This is a genomic window from Kitasatospora sp. NPDC090091 (assembly GCF_044747365.1).
Taxonomy (GTDB): domain Bacteria; phylum Actinomycetota; class Actinomycetes; order Streptomycetales; family Streptomycetaceae; genus Kitasatospora.
The window spans coordinates 321,064-343,811 of record NZ_JBIVDY010000009.1 but is presented as its reverse complement, the minus strand read 5'-3'; the positions used below and the strand labels follow the sequence as shown (position 1 = coordinate 343,811).

Below are 22,748 nucleotides of genomic sequence, written 5' to 3'. Positions count from 1 at the left end.
CAGCGGGTGCTCGGCCTCGTGCGGCTCGGGCGTGTGCTCGGCCGGCTGACGGCCGGTGATCTCGTGCCACCACACGTCACGGCCCTCGGTGAACGGGGTGTCCTGGCCGGTGCGGCGCACCACCAGCACGTGCTCGACGCCGTCGACCTTGGTCAGCGCCTCGTCGATGGCGGGCTTGAGGGCGGACGGCTTGCCGCGCCGGTAGCCGCCGTCGGCGGTGATGACCAGCTTGGCGCGGGCGTCCTGGATCCGGGAGGCGACCGCGTCCGCGGAGAAGCCGCCGAAGACCACGGAGTGGGTGGCGCCGATCCGGGCGCAGGCGAGCATCGCGACCACGGCCTCGGGGATCATCGGCAGGTAGACCGCGACCCGGTCGCCCTTGCCGACGCCGAGTTCCAGCAGCGCGTTCGCGGCGCGGGAGACCTCGTCCTTGAGCTGGGCGTAGGTGATCGAGCGGCCGTCGCCGGGCTCGCCCTCGAAGTGGATCGCGACCCGGTCGCCCAGGCCGGCCTCGACGTGGCGGTCCACGCAGTTGTAGGCGACGTTCAGCCGGCCGTCGGCGAACCACTTCGCGAACGGCGGGTTCGACCAGTCCAGCGTCTCGGTGGGCTCGACCGCCCAGCTCAGCCGGCGGGCCTGCTCGGCCCAGAAGCCCAGACGGTCCTCGGAGGCCTGCGCGTACGCGGCCGCGGTGACGTTGGCGCCGGCGGCGAGCTCTGCCGGCGGGGCGAAACGCCGCTCCTCCTTGAGCAGGTTGGCCAGGCTCTCGTTGCTCAACGCGCACTCCTCATCGAGTCATGATCGGGGTCGTTCCCGTGCGTGGGGATTGTCCCGTGTGTCCCAGCGCACAGCTCACCAGGCGAACAGGTCGGTTGACAAGAGGCGCCGGAGAATTGGTGTAGACCTTTGCTCGAATATCGAAGGGGGAGTCGAAGGCGGGTGCGAGTGGCCCGGTCGCGGCGGTTGCGGCGGGTGTGTGGAACTCGCCCGTGCGGAAAGGAGGTGGGTCCGCGCCCCTGCCCGCCCGGCGGGGCGCGGACCCGGCTCTCAGGCAGCCAGGCGGGGGTCGCCCCCGGTGGCAGCCGATGCGGCGGAGACCTGTTCGATTTCGTTCACCCGCTCGGGCGTGTCGCAGGGCGCGGGCCCGGCCGACTTGCCCTCCAGCGCCTCGACTGGGCTGAACCGGCCGCTCTCGCGGTCGAGCACGTAGGCCTGGGCGGTGGCGAAGTCGAAGTACATCCCGACCAGGCGCAGGGTTCCCTCGGCGACCCGTCGTTCCACTGCGGGGTTCGCCATCAGCTGGTCCAACTGCTGGACCACGTTGGTGATGCAGAGCTGTTCGACCAGATCGACCGCCGGCCGGGTGGTGAACCCGGCGGGGGCCCGGCGCAGCCGGTCGAGGGCGCCGCGGCCGTTGCGCAGCCAGCGGGCCAGCGGGGTCGGCGGCCCCGGGCGTTCGTGCACGCCGTCCAGCAGGGCCTTCATCGCGCCGCAGCCGGAGTGCCCGCAGACCGTGATCGACCGGACCTCCAGGGCCTCGACGGCGTACTGCACGGCGGCGGCCACCGAGTCGTCGGCCGCGCCCGGTTCGAACGGGGCGGGCACCAGGTTGCCGACGTTGCGAACGGTGAAGAGGTCGCCGGGGCCGCTGTTGGTGATCATGCTGGTGACCATCCGCGAGTCCGCGCAGGTCAGGAAGAGCTGGGAGGGGGTCTGCCCCTCCCTGGCGAGCCGGGCCAGCTCGGGGCGGACCAGCGGGGCGGTGTGCAGCTGGAAGCCGCGGACGCCGTCCAGCAGCCGGCCGTGCGGGTCCTCCTGCTGCTCGATGCAGTGGTGACCGACCCAGGGCGTCCACGCCCGGCACCGGTGCGGGCCGGGGGAGCTGCCCGTGCGAACCGTGCCGTCGGGGTCCAGCACCTCGTCGTCCTGGCGCCGCGTCACCATCGAGACCCGGCCGCCCGCCGCCAGGTGGCCGATCCGCCAGCTGTGCAGGGTCTCGTACGCGGCGTGGTCCAGGAAGGACCCGTCGTGGACGACCGCGACCTGGGCGGTGCCGGGGATGCCGGCCAGCGCGCGGCTCAGCCGGGGCACGGCGGCGAAGGTGAGCGGGCCGTGCGTCTGCACCGTGAACGAGTCGTCGGGGCCGGGCAGGACGTCCACGTGGGCGCGGGTCAGCCGGTAGAGCGCGAGCAGGACGGCCGTCGCGGCGCCCAGTGCGACGCCGAGCAGGACGCCGAGCAGCACCACGCCGAGGACGGTGGTCAGGTAGACCGGGAACTCGCGGTGCCGGTGCACCTTGCGGATGTGCGCGAAGCTCACCATCTGCAGCCCGACGACCAGGACCAGGGCGGCCAGCGCGGCGAGCGGGATCCGGCGCAGTCCGCCGGCGAGCAGCAGTGCGGCGGCCAGCACCCAGACGCCGTGCAGGATCGAGGACCAGCGGGTCTGCGCGCCGGCCCGGACGTTCGCGGTGCTGCGCACCGCGCCGCCGGCGATTGGCAGACCGCCGAGCAGGCCGCTGACCATGTTGGCGATGCCCTGGCCGCGCAGCTCACGGTCGAGGTCGCCGGTGCGGTGCGACATCCGGTCGATCGCGACGGCGGAGAGCAGCGACTCGACGCTCGCCACGGCGGTGACGGTCAGCACCGCGGCCAGCACGCCGGCGATGGGGCCGTGCGGCAGCTCGGGAATGATGCCGTGCGGCCGCCAGGTGGGCAGTTCGACCCGGGCGAGCCGCAGGTCGAGGGCCATGGCGAGGCTCGTGGCGACGGCCACGGCGACCAGCGGGCCCGGCACCTTGGCCAGTCGGGCACCGAACTCGCCCGCCCGGCCGGGGAGCCGGCCGAGCCGGGGCCAGATCACCAGGAGGGCCGCGGTGACCGTGCCGACGGCCAGTGCGGGCGGGTGCGAGCCGGCCAACTGGCCCGGCAGGGCGAGGAGATTGGCGGGCGCCGAGCTCTGCGGCGAGCCGCCGAGGACGACGTGGAGCTGGGCGATGGCGATGGTGAGGCCGATGCCGGCCAGCATGCCGTGCACGATGGCGGGTGAGACGGCGAGCGCCGTCCGGGCCACTCGCCGCACCCCGAGCAGGAGTTGGAGGAGGCCGGCGGCGAGGGTGACGGCGCAGGTGGCCTGCCAGCCGTACTGGGCGATCAGTCCGGCGGTGATCACGGTCAGCGCGGCGGAGGGGCCGCTGACCTGGAGTGTGCTGCCGCCGAGGAAGCCGACCACGAGGCCGCCGACGGCCGCGGCGGCGAGCCCGGCGGTGAGCGGGGCGCCGGTGGCCAGGGCGATGCCGAGCGAGAAAGGCACCGCGATCAGGAAGACCACGAGGGAGGCGGAGAGGTCCTGTGCCCAGCGGGCGCGGGAGTGCGGGCCCGGTGGGGCGTGGTCGTTGGTGTCGGAGGCGATGGGGGCGCTGGAGATGTCGAGGGTCATTGTCTTCCCGTCTGTCCGGGGGGAACGAACGCAGTCAGGTCCGGCGGGGAGTCCGGTTGTCGGCTCACCGGGGCGGATCGGCTGTCGTGGGTCGCGACGGTGTGGCGGGATGGCGTGGTCGCAGCGGGGATCGCGGGTGTCGCCGGCCGGACCGTGGACCATCTGGGGGCCTCGCTGAGGCAGTGGGCGGCTGCCTCGAAGAGGACCATCAAGAGTCGGTAAACCGAGGGTAATGAAAGCTTTGCACAGCGTCATCCCGGGCGACAGTGACAAAGCGCCCGATTCACCCCATTGGGTGGTGGTCGAACAGACGGGAATCTGCTGGTGACGGGCTCGGACGGGTGAGGCCGGGCGATGTGCGGCCGCGGTGGCCCTTCCGGGGTCGTACCGGGGGTGCGAAGGGGAACGGGCTGCGGCCCCCGGTGGACAGGGGGCCGCAGCCCGTTCGGCGGCTGCTCCGGTCGGCCGTGCGCGTCGCCCGGCCGGCAGTCGCTCAGCCGAGCGCCCCCGCGGTCGCGGCCTGCTCGCCACCGAGGACGAACGCATGGTCCACCTGGGTGGCGAGGTCGATCCCGACCTTGGCGTTGGCCCAGCTCTCGGCGTTGCGGAGGTGGAAGAGGACTGCCTGCTCGGTGTAGCGGCGGGCGTCCCGCAGCTCGTGGGCGGCGTCGGCCTCCTCACGCAGCTGCTCCAGCGCGGTCCGGTTGCCGGCTTCCAGCGCCCGCAGCGGCGGCTCCGCGCCCTGCTCCAGCCGGCGGACCCAGTCCGAGTGCCCGAAGGCCGTCAGCAGGTCGTCGCCGACCTCGCGGCGGAGGAAGTCCAGGTCGTCCGGGCCCTGCACCTTGTTGCCGACCACCCGGAGCTGTACGTCGAAGTCGCTCGCGTAGTCCTTGTACTGGCGGTAGACCGAGACGCCCTTGCGGGTCGGCTCGACCACCAGGAAGGTGAGGTCGAAGCGGGTGAACAGCCCGGAGGCGAACGAGTCGGAGCCCGCCGTCATGTCGGTGACCACGTACTCGTCCCGGCCGTCCACCAGGTGGTTGAGCAGCAGCTCGACCGCCCCGACCTTGGAGTGGTAGCAGGCGACCCCGAGGTCCTCCTCGGTGAACGCGCCGGTCGCCAGCAGTCGCACCGATCCCTCGTCCAGCGCGATCGGGCGGGCACAGGCCGCGTACACCGGGTTCTCCTCGACGATCCGCAGCAGGCGCGAACCCCGGCCGGGCGGGGTGGTCTTGATCATCTCCTCGGCGGACCGGATCAGCGGGTTGGAGCCGCGCAGGTACTCCTTGATCTCGGGCAGGTGGGCGCCGAGCGACGGCAGCTCCGCGGCCTGGGCGTCCGTCAGTCCGAGGGCCGGGCCGAGGTGTTGGTTGATGTCGGCGTCGACGGCGATGACCGGGCGGCCGGTGGCGGCCAGGTGGCGGATGAACAGTGAGGACAGCGTGGTCTTGCCGCTGCCGCCCTTGCCGACGAACGCGATCTTCATCTGGGACTCCGGCTCTCGCTCTGGGGCCCGCCGCCGGGCCTCGTGCTCGGTGCCTCGCCCGCGCCGCTCCGGGCCGCTCGTCCCGAGCCGGTGCCGACCGCGCCGAGGCGGGACGATCTCCAGAGTTGGAAATCGTTATCGTCTCCGATAGCGGCCATGCTATCGGCGGTTTCGGGTTCGTCGCCGGAGGGAAGTGATGATTGCCTCGAACGGGTGATGCGGGGTTGCTGTTCCAGGAGGGGCGTCCGGTCATTACTCTCGGGTAGGTGAGCACTGGAACAGATCCCCTCGCCCCGCTGGCCCAGCTCCCCGGGGTGCCCGACGCGGTGGCCGAGGTGCGCAAGGCCGTCGACCGCCTCTACGGGCACCGGGTGATGCGCCGCCGCGCGGCCGAGGTCACCTCCGAGTCCGCCCTGCGCGGGGCCCGTGCCTCGGCGGCACTGGCCGGGGCCGACTGGCCACTGGAGGAGGTTCGTCGCCGGAGCGACTTCGGCGCCGACGAGGAGGCCCGCACCGTCGGCGCCGCGCTGCGGATCGCCGCCGAGGCCGGCCAGCTGCTGAGCATCTGGCGGCACTCGCCGCTGCAGGTGCTGGCCCGGCTGCACCTGCTGGCGGTCGGCGACGCGGACCCGACGGCGGGTCGGCCGCGACAGGCCGGCGAGTCCGCCGAGGAGCTGTTCCCGCTGGAGCTGGAGCCGGTGGAGGGCGTCGACGCCGCTCCGGCGTCGGCCGGGCCGCCGGCCGCGCTCCCGCCCGCCCCCGGGGTCGAGGAGGTCGCCGCCCGGCTCGACCAGCTGTCCCGGCTGCTGGTCGCCCGCGCCGAGGGGCAGGGCGTCGGGACCCCGGCCCTGGTGGTCGCTTCGGTGGTGCACGGGGAGCTGCTGGCCCTGCGACCGTTCGGCGCCCACAACGGGGTGATCGCGCGGGCCGCGCAGCGGATCGTGCTGATCGCCGAAGGGCTCGACCCGAAGTCGATCTGCCCGGCCGAAGTCGGCTTCGCCGAGCTCGGCACGGAGTCCTACCGGCGGGCGCTGGCGGGCTACCTGGCGGGCACCCCGGAGGGGATGGCGGCCTGGATCGACCACTGCGGGCGGGCGCTGCGGCTCGGCGTGCGCGAGAGCACGGCGGTCTGCGAGGCGATGCAGCGCGGGATGGTCTGACGGCTCCGGTCCGGCCCGGGGTCCCGTGCGCGGACGCCGGTCGCGGAACACGCATCGGAACGCACGTCCGAACACAAGGATGCGGCGGCACCTGATCCTGCCGGGTGCCGCCGCTGGCACAGGTACCGGGTGACCATGCATGCACCGGAAGTGCCGATCAGACGGGGATCCTGCCCGTTCGTCTGGTCCGGCGGCCCGACAGCGGGTCGGCTGCATGTGGGTGCTCGGCTACTGTACACACGGTCCGTGGGGCCTGAACTGCGTTGTCGGTTTGACCTCTTCGGGTCCTGACCGGGTCTCGCGGGCCGTGCTTCATTTGTATCGCGTTTCGGGCGAAAGGGGAACCCGAAACGAGAAGTCTTCGGCTTTTGCCCGTTTTGTCCCAAAGTGCAGGGGTTTAGTGGCCCCTACCCCGTCGGCTCGCGGGCCGCGCTGGGCTGCGGGCACGGGGGTTCGGCCCCGCCGGTGCCGCGGGCTCGGCTCAGACGGCCGGGCGACGGCGCCGCGCGGCGTACCAGATCACCCCGGCGGTGAGCACCGCCGTGCCGACCGCCACCGCGGTCAGCACCGAACGGCTCGGCGTCGAGAACTCCGGGAGCCGGCGCCGCAGTTCCACCGGTCGGTCGAAGACCAGCACCGGCCACTCGCGGGCCACCGCCTCCTTGCGCAGTGCCCGGTCCGGGTTGACCGCGGACGGGTGGCCCACCGCCTCCAGCAGCGGCAGGTCGGTGGAGGAGTCGCTGTACGCGTAGCACGCGGCCAGGTCGTAGCCCTCGACCTCGGCCAACTCCCGGATGGCGGCGGCCTTGTTCTCGGCGTAGGCGTAGTACTCGATCTCGCCGGTGTAGCAGCCGTCCTCGATCTTCAGCCGGGTGGCGATCACGTGGTCCGCGCCGAGCAGGGCGCCGATCGGCTCGACCACCTCCGAACCGGAGCTGCTCACGATCACCACGTCGCGGCCGGCCGCGTGGTGCTGCTCGATCAGCGAGGCGGCCTCGTCGTAGATGATCGGGTCGATCAGGTTGTGCAGGGTCTCGGCGACGATCTCGCGGACCTGCTGGACGTTCCAGCCCCGGGTGAGCGCGGAGAGGTACTCGCGCATCTTCTCCATCTGGTCGTGGTCCGCGCCGCCGACCAGGAAGACGAACTGGGCGTACGCGCTGCGCAGTACGGCCCGACGGTTGATCAGGCCGCCCTGGTAGAAGGGGCGGCTGAAGGCGAGGGCGCTCGACTTGGCGATGATGGTCTTGTCGAGGTCGAAGAAGGCCGCGGTCCGCGGGCCGACCGGGCGGGTGCGGGCGAGCGGGGGCCTGGGGGAGGTGCTCCCGTCGGGCTCGGCGGTCCCGGGAGCTCCGGCGCCCTGGCCGGCGGACGCAGGGCCGGCGGCCGGACCGGCGGTGGCCCCGCCGGTGGTTCCGGGTGTTCCGGAGGGAGTCTCGGAAGGTGTCCCGGAAACCGTCTCCGGGGCGGCGTCGGCCGCCTCGGCGGCCCCGGTGGTGGAGTCCGCGGACTCGTCGGCGTACTCGTCGGCGTTCTCGGTGGTGTCCACGGGAACCGAGGATAGAGGGCGCCGCAAAACGGGCCGCCATTCGGCGTACTCGTGGGCGTGCGGGTTTGTGTTTCTGGCCGCTCGGGTACACCATGGAAGTCACGGATCGTTCGCGACCGTGCTAACCCGGTCCGGCTCCTCCCCCCCGAGTCGGGCTGTGGATAGACGACCCCCGCTCTCCCCCCCGGCGGGGGTCGTCGCACGTCCGGGGCCATTTTCAGGGCTTGAACGGCCGGCGCGGCGAATGCCGCGCCGCGTGTGCGGCTGTCTCCAGGGGGTGTCGGGTCGAGGAGCCGCCGACCCGCCTTCGTCACTCTGCGTTGCCGGTTGCACATGGTGGCCGGCCGCTTCGGCATGCCCGCCACGAGGGATCGGAGTGACCCCGAAGGACCGCCCGGAGGACTGGCGCGGAGGCGCCCGAAGGGGCCGGCGAGCGGGGCCGGCGGGGCCGGACCGGCGTGCCCTTCGGGGCAGCGACGGGCCCGCCGCCGGGCAGGCGCCGGGCCGGGCGGTTCTCCTCGGTGAGGCCTTTCCGTCAATTCTTCGCTCAATAGCCCCCCGCCCGGGTGAACGTAGTTATCCACAACCCCGAGTTGTCCACAGGGATTCGGAACCCGGCTGACGAAATCCGCACCTCCCCCCACCGTGGTGCACGGCAGCGGTTGCCGGGATCTCCTCGCGAGGTGTCCGGGCCGGCCGCCTGCCGGACCATCCGGACGCGTCCCGGACCGCCTCGCGCGGACGGGCGCCCGCAGAGGGGAGAGCACCATGTCGACGCCGATCGCCGGCCACACCGCCGCCCAGGGCCCGGAGACGGGGCCGCTGGTCGTCACCGACGACGAGGCCCTGGCCGAGCACCTGCTGCGGCTCTGTGCGGCCGCCGGCACCGAACCCCGGCTGATCCGGGGCGCCCCGCCGCCGCGCGGCCTCTGGGAGGGCTCCTCGCTCGTGCTGGTCGGGGACGACCAGGTCGAGCGGTGTGCGGCGATGCCCCGCCGCACAGGCGTGCTGCTGCTCGGGCTGGACCTCGACGACCCCGGCATCTGGGTCAGAGCCGTCCAACTCGGCGCCGAGCACGTGTTGTTCCTGCCCGACGCGGAGGCATGGCTGCTCGACCGGATCGCCGACGCCGCCGAGGGCGTCGGCACACCCGCCCTCACCGTCGCGGTCCTCGGCGGCCGCGGTGGTGCCGGCGCCTCCACCCTGGCCTGTGCGCTCGCCGTCACGGCCGCCCGGACGGGCCGCCGGACCATACTCGTCGACGGCGATCCGCTGGGCGGCGGGATCGACATCCTGCTCGGCGGTGAGACGGCCGGCGGCCTGCGCTGGCCCGACCTGGCCGCTGCCCGCGGCCGGGTCAGCGGGGCCGAACTGGCCAAGGCGCTACCGGTACTGAAGCGGCTTACCGCGCTCTCCTGCCTCTCCTGGGACCGCGGCGACACGCTCGCCGTGCCGCCCGAGGCCATGCGCAGCGTGCTGGCCGCCGCCCGGCGGCGCGGCGGGCTGGTCGTGGTCGACGTTCCGCGCCACCTCGATCCGGCGGCCTGCCAGGCGCTGGAACAGGCGGACACGGCGCTGCTGGTGGTCCCCGGCGAGCTGCGTGCGGTGGCTGCCGCCGACCGGGTCGCGGCCTGCGCCCGGATGCGGCTCGACGACCTGCGGGTCGTGGTGCGGCCGCTGCGCCCCTTCGGACTCCCGGCCCACCGGATCGCCCGCGGGCTGCGGCTGAAGCTCGCGGGCGTCCTGGAGGGCGAGCCCGGCCTGGCCGCCGACGTGGAGCAGGGCGTGCCGCCGGGGATCCGCGAGAACGGACCGCTGGCGCGGTTCTGCCAAACCTTCCTGGACGAGGTGCTGCCGCCGGTTCCGGCGGTCGGAGGAGGTGTCTACTGATGGTCCGTCTGCGCAGAACGTGCAGTGGGGCGGCGGCCGGTGGCCGGGTCGACGGTGCACGGGAGCACCGGTGGCTGAGGAGCGTCACCGCGGCCGACGAGCCGGGGCCCCGTCCGCGCCCGGAGCCGAACCCCTACGGTCGAACGGCCCGGGAGGAACGCACCGCGGCGCTGGTGGACGCGGTGCGGCTCCGGCTGGCGGAGTCCGGGGCGCCGCCGACGGCCGGGTCCGTCGCGGCGGTGCTGCGGGCCACCAGGCCGCCACTCGGCGGCGACGAAGTCCTCGACACGGTGCGGTCGCTGCGTGCCGAGCTGGTGGGTGCGGGCCCGCTGGACCGGCTGCTGGCGGCGCCCGACGTCACGGACGTCCTGGTGAACGGTCCCGACGAGGTCTGGGTGGACCGCGGCGGCGGGCTGCGGAGGGCGGTCGGCGTCCGCTTCGCCGACGCGGAGGCGGTCCGGCGACTGGCCCACCGGCTGGCCACGGCGGCCGGGCGGCGGCTCGACGACGCCCGGCCCTGGGTGGATGCGCGCCTCCCCGACGGCACGCGCCTGCACGCGGTGCTGCCGCCGATCGCGACCGGCTGCACCCATATCTCGCTCCGGGTCTGCCGGCCCCGCCCGTTCACGCTCGACGAGTTGGTGGTCGGCGGGGCGGTCCCCGAGGCCGGCGCCGGGCTGCTGGCGGGCATCCTGCGCGCACGGTTGTCCCTGCTGATCTCGGGCGGGACGGGCACGGGCAAGACCACGCTGCTGTCGGCCCTGCTCGGGCTGGCCGGACCGGACGAGCGGATCGTCGTCGTCGAGGACTCGGCCGAGCTCCGCCCGGCCCACCCGCATGTGGTCCGGTTGCAGAGCCGGCCGCCCAACCAGGAGGGGCTGGGTGAGCTGACCCTGCGCGACCTCGTCCGCCAGGCCCTGCGGATGCGGCCCGACCGGCTGGTGGTCGGGGAGGTCCGCGGAGCCGAAGTCTCCGACCTCCTGGCCGCGTTGAACACCGGCCACGAGGGTGGGTGCGGCACCGTGCACGCCAATACGGCGGCGGACGTCCCGGTCCGGCTGGAGGCGCTCGGCTCGCTCGCGGGGCTGGACCGGTCGGCCCTGCACAGCCAACTCCGGGCGGCGCTCGACCTGGTGGTGCACCTGGTGCGGGAGCCGGGCACCGGGCGACGCAGGGTCGCCGAGATCCACACGCTGGCCGGCGACCGCGACGGCCTGGCCGTCACCGAACCGGCGGTGCTGTTCGCGGCGGACGGCCGCACGGTGCGCGGTGCGGGCTGGGAGCGGCTGTCCGGACTGCTGGAAGCGCGGGGCGTGACGGCCGCGGACCGGGCGCTGTGATGCCGGCCCTCGTCGAGGCGGTGTTCAGCGTCGCGCTCTGCGGGTGCGCGGTGGCGGCCCTGTTGCTGCTCGGTCGCCGGGGTGGGTGGCCGGGCGGCCGGGCGGGCGGGGATCGGGTGGGGAATCGGAACGACGGAGCTGATCGAGAGGCCTGATCAGGGCCCCGGTCGAGAGGGAGGTGCGGGACATGGCGCGTGATCAGTTGTCCCTGTGCTGGGCGGCGGTGCTCGTCGTGGTGGCGTTCGCCGGGTGGTGGTCGCTGCAACCGGCCGCGCGCGGGTCGCGGAGGCGCCGGTTGGTGCTGGCCGGAGGTGACGGTGGCTTCCGGGGTGCCGCTGGAGGCGGCGGAGGCGGGGGAGGTTCCGGAGGTGGTGCGGGGTGCGGTGCGCGCCGGGCGCCGGGGGTGTGGTGGCGCGGCCCTGTCAGGTCCGGGGCCTCCGGGGCGTCGGCGGGCGGGCTGCGGGGCGGGTGCCGCGGGCGCGACCGGGTGATCCCCGAACTGCTGCTGGTTCCGGGCGGATTGGCCTTCGCGTGGGCGACGGGCTCGCCCGTCCCGGTGCTGGTGGCTGCGCTGGCCTTCGTGCCGCTGCGGCGTCGGCGGCAGCGCCGTGCCACGGAGGAGGAGGCCCGGCGGCGGGCCGCCGCGATCGTGGACCTCTGTGCCGGGCTGGCCGGCGAGTTGCGCGGCGGGGCGACACCGGAGCAGGCGCTGCACCTGGTGACGACCCGCCTCGCGGCGGACCGCGAGGCGCTGCACCGGATCGGTGCGGAGCCGGTGGCACGGCTCGCCGCGGGCTGGTACGGCGGGGACGTTCCGCTGGCCTTCCACCTGCTCGCGGAGCTTCCGGGCGGCAGCGGGGCCACGGCGCTCGCCGCCTGCTGGCGGGTCACCGCCGACGGCGGATCGGGGCTGGCGACGGCGCTGGACGGCGTGGCGGAGGCGCTGCGCGCCGAGCAGACGCTGGCCGAGGAGATCTCCGCCGAGCTGGCCGCACCGCGGACCACGGTCGCGGTCCTGGCGGCACTCCCGGTCGCGGGGCTGCTGCTCGGGGCGGCGCTCGGGGCCAGGCCTCTCACCGTCCTGCTCCACACCCCCGCCGGGCTGGCCTGCCTGCTGGGCGGGGCGGTCCTGGAGGGTCTCGGCCTGCTGTGGACGGCAAGGATCGTCCGGGCGGCGTCGCGCGGGGCCATGGAGACGCCGGTGGACGGTGGACCGGCGGCCGTTGAGGGCTCGGGCGGCCCGGATTCGGTCTCCGGCGCGGGTACGGGCTCGCGTCGCGGGCGGGACCGTGACGGCGAGGCCCGGCGGTGCGGCATTTCGCGGACCGGAACCCGCTCGGGGTGGCCGAGCGGCGTGTCCCGGACGGAGGTGATGCCGGCGTGATCCGGGGTGCGGGCAGCGCGGCCCTGGTGCCGGCGGTGACTGCCGGGGCGCTCCTGCTGCCCCGGACGGCGGTTCGGTGGGCTGGGCGGCGGCGGGCGGCAGCCTGGCTCCGCGCGGGGAGCCGGTCGCCGGACCGGGCCCGGAAACCACCCGTGCGACGGCTCCGCGAGCGGAGGCCCTGGGCCCCCGGTGGGGCCGGGGCGGACGGTGCCGGGCCGGGCGGAAGCAGGTCCGGGAGCACTTGGACGGATGGTGCGGGGACGGGCGGAAGCGGGCCGGTGCCGGAGGCCGTCGGCGCGGACCGCCTGCGGCGGGCGGTCGTCCCGGCCGGTGCCGGACTGGTCACGGCGACGGTGCTCGAAGGTGCGGCCGGGCTGGTGGTCGGTGTGCTGCTGGCCGCCGGGCTGTACCGGTGGCTGCCCAGGCCGCGGTCGCCGGCCGAACGGCGGGCCGCGCTGGAGGACGAGCAGCTGACGCGCCAGCTCCCGCTCACCGCGGAGCTGCTGGCCGCCTGCCTCGGCTCGGCCGCCTCGCCGGCCGTGGCGGTCGCGGCGGTCGGCCGGAGTGTCGGCGCTCCGATGGGGCCGCGGCTGGTGGCGATCGCGGCCGAGCTGGCCCTCGGCGCACCGCCGGAGGTCTGCTGGGTCCGCTTGGGCGAGGAGCACCCGGCCCTGGCGCCGCTGGCCCGCTGCCTCGTGCGGACGAGCCTCAGCGGCGCCCCGGCGGCCAAGCCGCTGACCGGGCTGGCGCACGGGCGGCGGTCGGAGGCCGTCCGCACGGCACACGCCCGGGTCCGCCGGGCCGGGGTGCTGGCCACGGCCCCGCTCGGGCTCTGCTTTCTCCCGGCCTTCGTGCTGATCAGCGTCGTCCCGGTGGTCCTCGGCCTCACCTCCCGCTTCGCGCAGGCACTGTGAGCGTCAGTGCTGCGGGCGCAGTCCTTCGTCGGCCGGGCCGACACCGAATCATCGTCTTCGATCGAGGAGTGAACTCATGACCGCAGTCACGACGCCCAAGTCGGTCGGCGGACGCCGCCGGCGCCGCCTGGTCGGAGTGCGCCGACGGCGAGACGCCTGGGTGGTCGGCCGGGTCCGGCGGGCACTCGGGCGCAGGAGCCCCGGCGGGGGCGAGGGCCGGGGCCTGGAGTTGCGCACGGCCAGGTCCAAGGGCAGGCCCGGTGGTCGGTCTGCCGGCAAGAGGCGGTCGGACGCCGGCATGACGACCGCGGAGTACGCGGTCGGGACGCTCGGGGCGTGCGCGCTGGCCGCCGGGCTCTACAAGGTGGTGACCAGCGCGGCCGTCATCGGCACCCTGACCGACCTACTGGACCGAGCGCTCCATGCGACGTGACGGCCGGCCCGCCGGTCGGCCGTCCTGGGCCGGCCGACCCGCTCGGTGGGCGTCCTGGGCCGGTCGGTGCGCCGGGCGGTGGCGCCGGGTTCGGTGGGCCCGGCGCCGGCGCGACGCCGGGTTCGCCACGGCCGAGACGGCGGTGGCCCTGCCCGCGCTGGTGCTGCTCGCGGCGATGCTGGTCTGGGGCGTACTCGCGGCGGGCGCACAGCTGCGCTGCGTGGACGCCGCACGGGCAGGGGCGAGAGCGGCCGCCCGCGGTGAGGTGGACGCCGTCGCCATCGCCCGCTCGGCCGCCCCGGCCGGGGCGGCCGTCCGGATCGATGCCGAGGCCGACACCGTGCGGGTCACGGTCGAGGCGCGGTCGGCGGCTCCGGGTCGGCTCGCAGCCCTGCTCTCGGTGCGGCTCGGCGCGGCTGCCGTGGCCGCCCGGGAGGACACCCTGGGCGGTGGCAGCGGCAGCGGTGGCGGTGGCGGCGGTGGTGGCGGCGGTGGCGGTGATGGCGGGGCCGGTGCCGGAGGCGGCCCGTGGCCGGCCTGATCGCGGGACCGGTGGCCGGCCCGCTGAGGCGGGCGGCGGGTCGGGCAGCGCGACTCCGGGCCGGCCGTGCGGCGGCGAGGGCAGGACGGGGCCCCGACGCGGGGTCGGCGACGGTCTGGCTGGTCGCCTTCGCGGTGCTCGGGTGCGCGGCGTTCACCGCGACCCTCGCGGTCGGTGCGGTGGTGGGCGCCCGCCACCGGGCGGAGGCGGCCGCGGACCTCGCCGCCCTCGCGGCGGCCGACCGGCTGCTGCTGGATCCGGACGGCGGGTGCGGGCGCGCGGTCGCCATCGCCGCTGCGCAGCGGGCCACGGTGGTGTCCTGCACGGTCGACCGGGAGGAGGATGCCGTCGAGGTGGTGGCCGAAATCCCGGTCGCCGGAGTGCCGGTGCGGTTGCCGGTCGGTCCGGCCCGCGCCAGGTCCCGGGCCGGACCGGTTCGCGCGGCGCCGGCTCCGGCCGGAGCCGAGGCGGGCGTGGACCTCAGCGCGGTGGGCGGCTCATGAGCCCCCGGTACCGGGCCCCTGCGGCCCGCCCGCCCGGTTCTGGCCCTCCGGACCACCAGGTCCCCTCGTCGGGCCCTGGCCGTCCGACGAGGACTGTCCGTCGGCCTCTGCCGGTTCGGCGGCCGTCGCCTCGGCGTCCGGTTCGTCCGGCGAGTCCGCCTCGCCGGGCCTGCCGGGCCTGCCGAGCCCTCCCGGTCCTCCCGGTCCTCCCGGTCCGCCCGATCCGTCCGGTGTGGCCGCGCCGTCCCCGGCCGGGCCCGCCACCGCGTCGGCGCGCCCTTCCTCCGCCGCCGGGGCTCCGGCGAGCAGCACGTCCAGCAGCCGGACGGCGGCCGCCTTGTCCAGCGGGTCGTTGCCGTTGCCGCATTTGGGCGACTGCACGCACGAGGGGCAGCCGCGCTCGCACTCGCAGGCCGCGATCGCCTCCCTGGTCGCGGTCAGCCACTGGACGGCGCGCCGGAAGCCGCGTTCGGCGAAGCCGGCCCCGCCCGGGTGGCCGTCGTAGACGAACACGGTGGGCAGTTCGGTGTCGGGGTGCAGCGGCACCGAGACGCCGCCGATGTCCCACCGGTCGCAGGTGGCGAACAGCGGCAGCAGGCCGATGGAGGCGTGCTCGGCGGCGTGGGCGGCGCCGGGCAGCTGGTCGGGCGGGATCTCGGCGTCGAGCAGCTGGTCCTCGGTGACGGACCACCAGACCGCCCGGGTGCGCAGGGTGCGCGGCGGCAGGTCGAGCTTGGTCTCGCCCATGATCTCCCCGGTGGAGATCCGCTTGCGGAGGTAGCCGACCACCTGGTTGACCACCTCCACCGAGCCGAAGCTGAGCCGCCCCTCGCCCCAGTCGATCGAGGTGTCGGTGGAGAGCACGGAGATGGAGGTGATGTCCCGGGCGGCCGTCGTGTAGGGCGGGTCGGCCGGCTCGACCAGCGCGACGGAGGTCTCCAGGTCGAGCTCCCGGACGAGGTAGCTGCGCCCCTGGTGCAGGTGGACGGCGCCGGTGTGGACGGTGGTGTGGGCGGCCGCGGCGTCCACGGTGCCCAGCAGCCGGCCGGTCGGAGCTTCGACGATCTGCACCGGGCTGCCGCCGCTGCCGCGCAGGTCGACGGCGTCGGCGGCCCGTTCGCGGCGGGTCCAGTACCAGGAGTCGCCGCGCCGGCGGAGCAGGCCGCGCCGCTCCAGGACGGGCAGCAGCGGGCCGGCGGACGGGCCGAACAGCTCCAGGTCGGCGTCGGTGATCGGGAGTTCGGCGGCGGCCGCGCACAGGTGCGGGGCGAGGACGTGTGGGTTGTCCGGGTCGAGCACGGTGGCCTCGACGGGGGTGGCGAAGAGGGCCTCCGGGTGGTGCACCAGGTAGGTGTCCAGCGGGTCGTCGCGCGCGATCAGGACGGCGAGCGCGCCCTGGGCCTCGCGCCCGGCCCGGCCGGCCTGCTGCCAGAGCGAGGCCCGGGTGCCGGGGTAGCCGGCCATCAGGACGGCGTCGAGGCCGGAGATGTCGACGCCGAGTTCGAGGGCGGAGGTGGAGGCGAGGCCGAGCAGCCGGCCGGTGTGCAGCGCACGTTCGAGGGCCCGGCGCTCGTCGGCGAGGTAGCCGCCGCGGTAGGCGGCCACGCGGTCGGCGAGCGGCCTGCCGAGCTGGTCCTGGGTCTGGAGGGCGACGAGTTCGGCGGCCCGCCGGGAGCGGACGAAGACGACGGTCCGGGTCTGCCGCTCGACCAGGTCGGTCAGCAGGTGGGCGGCCTCGGCCGTGGCCGTCCGGCGGACGGGGGCACCGTGCTCGCCGACGTTCTCGGTGAGCGGCGGCTCCCAGAGGCCGAAGACCATCGGGCCGCGCGGGGAGGCGTCCTCGGTGACCGCCCGGGCCGGCAGCCCGGTCAGCCGGCGGGCGGTGGCGGCCGGATCGGCGGTGGTGGCGGAGGCGAGCAGGAAGGTGGGGGAGGAGCCGTACCGGGCGCAGATCCGGCGCAGCCGCCGGAGCACCTGGGCGACGTGCGAGCCGAACACGCCCCGGTAGCTGTGGCACTCGTCGACGACCACGTAGCGGAGCGTCTTGAGGAAGGAGGACCAGCGGGCGTGGGCGGGCAGGATGCCGCGGTGGAGCATGTCCGGGTTGGTGAGCACGTACGAGGCGTACTGGCGCACCCATTCGCGTTCCTCCGGCGGAGTGTCGCCGTCGTAGAGCGCGGCGCGGACCCGGGGCGGGGCGAGTTCGGCGGCGCGGCGGCGCTGGTCGGCGGCGAGCGCCTTGGTCGGGGCCAGGTAGAGCGCGGTGGCGCCGCGTCCGTTCCGGGCCTCGGTGCCGTCCAGCAGATCGCTCAGGACCGGGGCCAGATAGCCGAGCGACTTGCCCGAGGCGGTTCCTGTGGCGATCACCACGGAATGGCCGGTTTTGGCCAGGTTCATGGCTTCCGCCTGGTGGGCCCAGGGCTGCTCCACGCCGAGGTCGTGGGCGGCGGCCACGACCTCCGGACGGATCGAGTCGGGCCACGGCGAATAACGGGCAGGTCGGGCGGGAAGGTGCTCCGTATGGGTGAGCCGGTCCGACCGCCCCCGGGTGGCGGACAGGGTCGCGAGCAGTGCCTCGGGCAGGCTGTGACGGGGCGGCATGGGGACCCAGTGTGTCACCGGCGTGACGGAGAATCGTTGTAAGCCATCGTGCGGGCATGGTCGCAGGTGGTTGAATGTGGCCGTGACGGCCGTACGGCCGTGGGTCGCAGCGCCGAGGCTTGCCGCGTGTTGGCTGGCGCGCCCGGGCTCGCGACCATGCGGTTGCGGCTGTCCGGCCGGAGATCGCACATGACGTAGCAAGGCAAGGTGCTGGAGGTTCCGTGGACCTGTCCCTGTCGACCCGTACAGTCGGCGATCGCACGGTCGTCGAGGTTGGCGGCGAGATCGATGTGTACACCGCCCCGAAGCTGCGTGAGCAGTTGGTCGAGCTCGTCAACGACGGCAACTACCACCTCGTCGTCGACATGGAGGGCGTGGACTTCCTCGACTCGACCGGCCTCGGTGTGCTGGTGGGCGGTCTCAAGCGCGTGCGTGCCCATGAGGGTTCGCTGCGGCTGGTGTGCAACCAGGAGCGCATCCTGAAGATCTTCCGCATCACCGGCCTGACCAAGGTCTTCCCGATCCACACCTCGGTGGACGACGCGGTCAACTCGACCGACTGACGTGGCCGGGCCGGCCTCCGGGCCGGTCCGCCCGATCCATGCGTCCGGCGTGCCGGGGCCGCGGTGCGGCCCCGGCTGTCCCGGCCGCCTCGGAGCCGGCTGGTGCCGGCTCACAGGGGCCGCATGCCCGGCCCCGGTCGGACACCCCGAGGGGGAATGATGGCAACCGTCGAACTTCGATTCAGTGCGCTTCCCGAGCACGTACGTACGGCCCGGCTGGTCGCCGCGGCTGTCGCCAGACGAGCCGGGGTGGACGAGTCGGTGCTCGACGAGGTGCGGCTCGCCGTGGGCGAGGCCTGCTCCCGCGCCGTCGGCCTGCACCAGCGTGGTGGGATCACCGGCACGGTCCGGGTGGCGCTCAAGGACGAGGAGAAGCGTTTCCTCATCGAGGTCGAGGACGAGGCCGGCCCCACCACCGCTCCGGCCGATGCCGCGGCCGAGGGCGCCGATCCGGACGAGGACACCCTGGGCCTCGCGGTGATCACCGGCCTGGTCGAGGACCTGGAGGTCGCCGACGGCGCCGAGGGCGGCGTGATCCGGATGAGCTGGCCGGTCTCGGTCGACGCCGTGGCGGTCTGAGGCCGCTCCCTGCTCGCGTTCGGTCTGCCCGCTGCCCGCTCGGACCTCTGCCGGTTCGACGTACCCGCACGCTGATTCGCCTGCGTTCGCGACGGTGCGCCCTTTGCTGCCTGCGTTCCGGCGCGAGGCTGCCCCTCCGTGCTCCACGGGTCCATCCCGCGGGAACGCGTTGACAAATTGTTGAGCCTGGCGGTTCGCTGCTTCCGGCACGACCGGGTCCGATCGTTGATCGGACCTGTCGCGGAAGAGGAAAGCCATGCGGATCCGCATTCTGTGGCCGGCCGGGCAGGCCACCGCCACGCTCGACCCCACGGCCACGGCCGAGGCGCTTTGGGACGCGCTGCCGATCAGTTCGTCGGCGAGCCTCTGGGGCGAGGAGGTCTATTTCGACACGCCCGTCAGCGTGCCGTGCGAGGCCGGGGCCCAGCAGGTCGTCGAGCCGGGCACGGTCGCGTTCTGGACGGACGGCGACAGCCTCGCGCTGCCCTACGGGCCGACGCCGATCTCACGCGGTGACGAGTGCCGGCTGGCGAGCCCGTGCAACGTCCTCGGCGCGCTGGACGGGGACGCCCAGGTGCTCCGGACGGTCCGTCCGGGCGACCCGATCCGCGTCGAGCGCGCCTGACCGGGCCCGCCTGGTCCGGCACCGGCCCCGAACCGGCCCCGAACCGGTCGCGGGCCGGTCGCCGATGGGTGCCCGGACCCGGGGCCGGGCCGCGGCGGTCGGTCGAGGAGCGGGAGCGGGAACCGGGGGTCGGTCGGCGGCCGTGTAGGTTCGCAGTTCGACGACCCAAGACGACCGAAACCGAAAGGCTTCTCCCGGTGAACAAGCGACTGCTGGCCGTACCCGCGCTCGGCGCGCTGCTCGCGTTCGGCGCCGTCGGCTGCGGCGACGACAACACCAAGCAGCTGGAGTCCTGGGCGGCGAACGTCTGCGGCGCGGCCAAGGACCCGATCGCCCAGGCCCAGACCGCGCTCGCGGACACCGGCCAGGTGAAGACCGGCGAGGTGCCCGCAGACCTGCAGAAGCGCCTCTCCACGGACATCGGGCGTCTGGCCAAGACCAACCAGGACATCGCCGCGGCGATCGACTCCGCCGGGGCGCCCAAGGTGGACGACGGCGCGACGATCCAGAAGGACACCGTCGCCGAGCTGAACAAGGCGGCGGACGGCTACCTGGAGGTTCAGAAGAAGCTGGACGCCGTCTCCAACGCCGACCAGTCGAAGTTCGCGGACGGGCTGCGCAGCGTGGCGGACCAGATCCAGCAGCTGGCCTCGCTCTCCACCCAGGCGCAGGCCAAGCTGCAGCGCGGCGAGCTCGGTGCCGCGATGGCGAAGCAGGAGGGCTGCAAGCCGGGCTCGGCTGCGGCGGCTCCGACCGCCGGTGCCGGCGGCTCCCCGGCCACGGGCTCGCCGGCTTCGGGCTCCCCCGCCGCGGGCGCCCCGACGCCGGGAGCTACGGACCAGGCCGCCACGCCGGCCCCGTCCGGCTCGGCGTCCGGCGCGGCCGCGACCACCCCCGCGGCCACGTCCGCGACGACCCCCGCCCCCACCGCGAGCTGACCCTCGAGGGCTGATCCCTCGACCGAGCCGTCCGGGGGATCGGCCCGCGACGTCCGCCGGGCCTCGACCGGTCGGGCCGCCGGAGCGGCAGACGGCCGGCCGCCGGACCACCTGCCGCCGGACCGCCGGCCGCCGGACCACCTGCCGCCGGACCGCCAGCCGCCGGACCACCTGCCACCGGATCGCCTGCCACCGGACCGCCCGCCACTGGACCGCCCGCCGGCGGGCCGGCCGAGCGGGGGAGCGCGGGCGGTGGCCGGGGGACAATGGCGGGGTGATCAGTAGCCCCGTTCTCGACCCGACCCGCCTCGCCAAGCTGCGCGAGGCGCTGCTCGCCGCCTCGTTCACCGCCGACGGCTGCCTCGACCTGCTCGGGCCCACCGGCTATGCGGCGCTGGCCCGCAGTGAGGCGGTCCCGGCGCTGCGCGCGACCCGCGGCGGCAGCCCGCTGGAGACGCTGGTGCGGCTGTTCCTGCTGCAGCAGCCCGTGCCGTACAAGGCGGCCGCCGCCGCCCTGCCGGTCGAGGACTGCCTGGCCGACGGCTGGCTGCGCCCGGACGGCGATCTGGTGCGCGCCACCGTCGACGTCCGCCCCTACGCCAACGAGGTCGCCGGCCTGCCCAGTTCGGACGCCTGGGTGGTCTCGGACCTGGGCTGCGCGGTCGGCGGCGCGGGCGGGATCGGCTCCGGCGAGACCGCGCACGGCGTGGCCCGCCGGGACTTGGTGCTCGGCGTGGGCGGCGCGTCCACCACGCTGGCCAACATCACCGTGCGCCGACCGGTCCGGACGGCGCTGGACCTCGGTTCGGGCTCCGGCGTGCAGGCGCTGCACGCCGCCCGGCACGCCCAGCGGGTCACCGCGACCGACCTCAACCCGCGCGCGCTGCGGTTCACCGAACTGACCCTGGCACTCTCCGGGTTCGAGAACACCGACACCGCTGCCGGCAGCCTCTTCGAGCCGGTCGGGGAGCGGAGGTTCGACCTGATCGTCTCCAACCCGCCGTTCGTGATCTCGCCGGCCGGCCGGTTCACCTACCGCGACGGCGGGATGGCCGGCGACGACCTCTGCCGCAGCCTGGTCCGCTCGGCCGCCGACCACCTGGAGCCCGGCGGCTACTGCCAGCTGCTGGCCAACTGGCAGCACGTCAAGGGCGAGGACTGGCAGGAGCGGCTGGCCGGCTGGGTCGCGGGCACCGGCCTGGACGCCTGGATCGTCCAGCGCGAGGTCCAGGACGTGGCCCAGTACGCCGAGTTGTGGCTGCGCGACGGCGGCGACCATCGCGGCCCCGGCGGCGACTACCAAGCCCGGTACGGGGAATGGCTGGACGCCTTCGAGGCGGGCCGGGTCGAGGGCATCGGCTTCGGGTGGATCACGCTGCGGGCGAGCGGCGCCGAGCGGCCGACCGTGCGGGTGGAGGAGTGGCCGCACCCGGTCGAGCAGCCGCTCGGCCCGCACATCGACGAGTGGTTCGACCGGCAGGACTTCCTGCGGACGCACGACGACGCTGGGCTGCTGGCCGCCCGGTACGTGCTGGCCGACGAGGTGGTCCAGGAGCAGGTCGGCGAACCCGGGGCGGAGGATCCGGAGCACGTCATCCTGCGGCACAACCGCGGCATGCGGCGCGCGACGAAGGTGGACACGGTGGGCGCCGGGTTCGTCGGTGTCTGCGACGGCACGCTGTCGGCCGGGGAGATCGTGGACGCCATCGCGCAGCTGCTCGGCGAGGACCGCGTGGTGTTGCGCGACCGGGTGCCGGAGTCGCTGCGGCTGCTCACCGAGCAGGGCTTCATCCAGCCGGTCGCCTGATCGACCGACCGTTCATGGCCCGGGCTGTCCGCAGCCCGGGCCACCCGCGTTCCCGCCTCCTCCGGTCACCCGCACTTCGCTGGTCACCCGCACTCCTCGGGCTGCTCGGAGTTCTCGGGTCACCCGCGCTCCTGGGCAGGTCCGCCGTCCTCGGTCCGTCCGTCCGTCGCCGGGGAGGCACGGGCAGGCCATTCGGGTTCATCTCGCGGTAGCCCCCGATTTGCCCGGCAGTCGTCGAACGTCTGTCCCTCGTTGGCCGTTGACTGTGAGGCTCTGTCCACAGGCTGTGGACAGAGCTGGGGGCGAGGGGTGGAGCCGACGACGGCGACGGTGGGCGGCGCGGTGCTCGCGCTCTTCGGGGGCGCGCTGTTGCTCTGGTGCGCCGCTGAAGTGCGCCTTCGTCACCGGCTGCGGCGGCGCGGTGTGCCGGCGGTGGCCACCGTGGTGGCCGAGACCGACGCGCACGGCGAACTCGACAGTGCGCCGTTGCTCTCCTTCTCCACCTTGGCCGCGGTCGGCGGGCCCGGTGCCGCCCGCTGCGCCGAGGCGGTGATCACCCGGCCGCGTGGCCACACCCCGCTGCGCCGCCCGCCGGGCCTGGTGCCGGGGGCCTCGGTTCGGGTCGCCTATGACCCGCGTCGTCCGACCCGCGTGGTGCTGGCGGCGGCGGAGACGGGCCGGGCCGCTCTGACGGATCTGCTGTGGGCGGCGCTCGGTGCCGGCTTCCTGGCTGCAGGCGCCCTCCTGCTGGCGGCCGTCGCCACCCGCTGAGCCGCACCCGGGCCCCCGCCCCGGACACCCGCCCTTTGGCCCCCGCCCCGGACACCCGCCCTTGGCGCCCGTCCAGGGCCCCGCCCGGCCACCCCGGTCGGTCGGTCCACCCGACGCCGCACGCCGTGCGCCCACCCCTACCTCTATCACCGCCACCGCCCCCGCCGCCGGTGCGGCGAATCTCCGTTGACAGATCTTGAAATCCGTCATTCCATCCTTCGAAACC

At 75.0% G+C, this 22,748-nt stretch carries 18 protein-coding genes and 1 pseudogene; 14 read left to right on the top strand and 5 right to left on the bottom strand.

The genetic code is table 11. The features are described 5' to 3' along the window. From ACIPSC_RS18585 to ACIPSC_RS18575, 3 genes are all read right to left on the bottom strand, one after another. Nucleotides 1–777, bottom strand: a 777-nt coding sequence (locus ACIPSC_RS18585; RefSeq protein ID WP_400826817.1) for an AMP-binding protein, incomplete at its 3' end; no start/stop codon positions are given. A 270-nt stretch (nt 778–1,047) separates the two neighbouring features. Continuing rightward, nucleotides 1,048–3,438 (bottom strand): SulP family inorganic anion transporter, encoded by a 2,391-nt coding sequence (locus tag ACIPSC_RS18580; RefSeq protein ID WP_400826816.1) that lies wholly within the window; start codon nt 3,436–3,438, stop codon nt 1,048–1,050. 493 nt (nt 3,439–3,931) lie between these two features. Then, nucleotides 3,932–4,924 (bottom strand): ATP-binding protein, encoded by a 993-nt coding sequence (locus ACIPSC_RS18575; protein ID WP_400826815.1) that lies wholly within the window; start codon nt 4,922–4,924, stop codon nt 3,932–3,934. Nucleotides 4,925–5,190: 266 nt separating this feature from the next. On the opposite strand from ACIPSC_RS18575, the gene ACIPSC_RS18570 reads away from it, so the two are divergent. After that, nucleotides 5,191–6,084, top strand: a complete 894-nt coding sequence (locus ACIPSC_RS18570; RefSeq protein ID WP_400826814.1) for an oxidoreductase — start codon at nt 5,191–5,193, stop codon at nt 6,082–6,084. A 481-nt stretch (nt 6,085–6,565) separates the two neighbouring features. Here ACIPSC_RS18570 and ACIPSC_RS18565 read toward each other — a convergent pair. Continuing rightward, nucleotides 6,566–7,363 (bottom strand): annotated as a pseudogene (locus ACIPSC_RS18565) (HAD family hydrolase); the annotation flags it as partial. A 1,038-nt stretch (nt 7,364–8,401) separates the two neighbouring features. On the opposite strand from ACIPSC_RS18565, the gene ssd reads away from it, so the two are divergent. From ssd to ACIPSC_RS18530, 7 genes are all read left to right on the top strand, one after another. Next, complete coding sequence (gene ssd / locus ACIPSC_RS18560) at nt 8,402–9,523, top strand: septum site-determining protein Ssd (RefSeq protein ID WP_400826813.1); 1,122 nt, start codon at nt 8,402–8,404, stop codon at nt 9,521–9,523. Then, entirely contained in the window at nt 9,523–10,863 is a 1,341-nt protein-coding gene (locus ACIPSC_RS18555) for a TadA family conjugal transfer-associated ATPase (protein WP_400826812.1), read from the top strand. Before ssd ends, ACIPSC_RS18555 begins: the two co-directional genes overlap by 1 nt. Nucleotides 10,864–11,350: 487 nt before the next feature. Then, the gene (locus ACIPSC_RS18550) at nt 11,351–12,247 is read left to right on the top strand and encodes a type II secretion system F family protein (protein ID WP_400826810.1); all 897 of its coding nucleotides are present in this window, start codon (nt 11,351–11,353) and stop codon (nt 12,245–12,247) included. 278 nt (nt 12,248–12,525) lie between these two features. After that, on the top strand, nt 12,526–13,161 hold the full coding sequence (locus ACIPSC_RS18545; RefSeq protein WP_400826809.1) for a type II secretion system F family protein: 636 nt from the start codon (nt 12,526–12,528) through the stop codon (nt 13,159–13,161). Nucleotides 13,162–13,237: 76 nt separating this feature from the next. Continuing rightward, nucleotides 13,238–13,594, top strand: a complete 357-nt coding sequence (locus ACIPSC_RS18540) for a DUF4244 domain-containing protein (protein WP_400826808.1) — start codon at nt 13,238–13,240, stop codon at nt 13,592–13,594. Then, entirely contained in the window at nt 13,584–14,135 is a 552-nt protein-coding gene (locus ACIPSC_RS18535; protein ID WP_400826806.1) for a TadE family type IV pilus minor pilin, read from the top strand. The genes ACIPSC_RS18540 and ACIPSC_RS18535 overlap by 11 nt, the downstream gene beginning before the upstream one ends. Continuing rightward, nucleotides 14,123–14,638 carry an Rv3654c family TadE-like protein gene (locus ACIPSC_RS18530; RefSeq protein ID WP_400826805.1) on the top strand — a complete coding sequence of 172 codons (516 nt, stop codon included), beginning with the start codon at nt 14,123–14,125 and terminating at the stop codon, nt 14,636–14,638. The genes ACIPSC_RS18535 and ACIPSC_RS18530 overlap by 13 nt, the downstream gene beginning before the upstream one ends. Here ACIPSC_RS18530 and ACIPSC_RS18525 read toward each other — a convergent pair. Continuing rightward, nucleotides 14,633–17,239: a DEAD/DEAH box helicase gene (locus ACIPSC_RS18525; RefSeq protein ID WP_400826803.1), complete on the bottom strand. Its 2,607-nt coding sequence runs from the start codon at nt 17,237–17,239 to the stop codon at nt 14,633–14,635. The two genes, ACIPSC_RS18530 and ACIPSC_RS18525, sit on opposite strands and share 6 nt — an antisense overlap. Before the next feature lie 221 nt (nt 17,240–17,460). Here ACIPSC_RS18525 and bldG point away from each other — a divergent pair, with 221 nt between their 5' ends. The 6 genes from bldG to ACIPSC_RS18495 all read left to right on the top strand — a co-directional run bounded on the left by bldG (nt 17,461) and on the right by ACIPSC_RS18495 (nt 22,522). Continuing rightward, entirely contained in the window at nt 17,461–17,802 is a 342-nt protein-coding gene (bldG, locus tag ACIPSC_RS18520; RefSeq protein WP_148644090.1) for an anti-sigma factor antagonist BldG, read from the top strand. 159 nt (nt 17,803–17,961) lie between these two features. Then, nucleotides 17,962–18,381 (top strand): ATP-binding protein, encoded by a 420-nt coding sequence (locus ACIPSC_RS18515; protein WP_400826849.1) that lies wholly within the window; start codon nt 17,962–17,964, stop codon nt 18,379–18,381. Nucleotides 18,382–18,637: 256 nt separating this feature from the next. Further along, nucleotides 18,638–19,006, top strand: a complete 369-nt coding sequence (locus ACIPSC_RS18510; RefSeq protein WP_400826802.1) for a cyclophilin-like fold protein — start codon at nt 18,638–18,640, stop codon at nt 19,004–19,006. A gap of 197 nt (nt 19,007–19,203) precedes the next feature. Further along, on the top strand, nt 19,204–19,944 hold the full coding sequence (locus ACIPSC_RS18505; RefSeq protein ID WP_400826800.1) for a hypothetical protein: 741 nt from the start codon (nt 19,204–19,206) through the stop codon (nt 19,942–19,944). Nucleotides 19,945–20,218: 274 nt separating this feature from the next. Beyond that, nucleotides 20,219–21,751, top strand: a complete 1,533-nt coding sequence (locus ACIPSC_RS18500; RefSeq protein WP_400826799.1) for a methyltransferase — start codon at nt 20,219–20,221, stop codon at nt 21,749–21,751. A gap of 309 nt (nt 21,752–22,060) precedes the next feature. Continuing rightward, nucleotides 22,061–22,522 (top strand): DUF3592 domain-containing protein, encoded by a 462-nt coding sequence (locus tag ACIPSC_RS18495; RefSeq protein ID WP_400826798.1) that lies wholly within the window; start codon nt 22,061–22,063, stop codon nt 22,520–22,522. Nucleotides 22,523–22,748 lie beyond the last annotated feature (226 nt).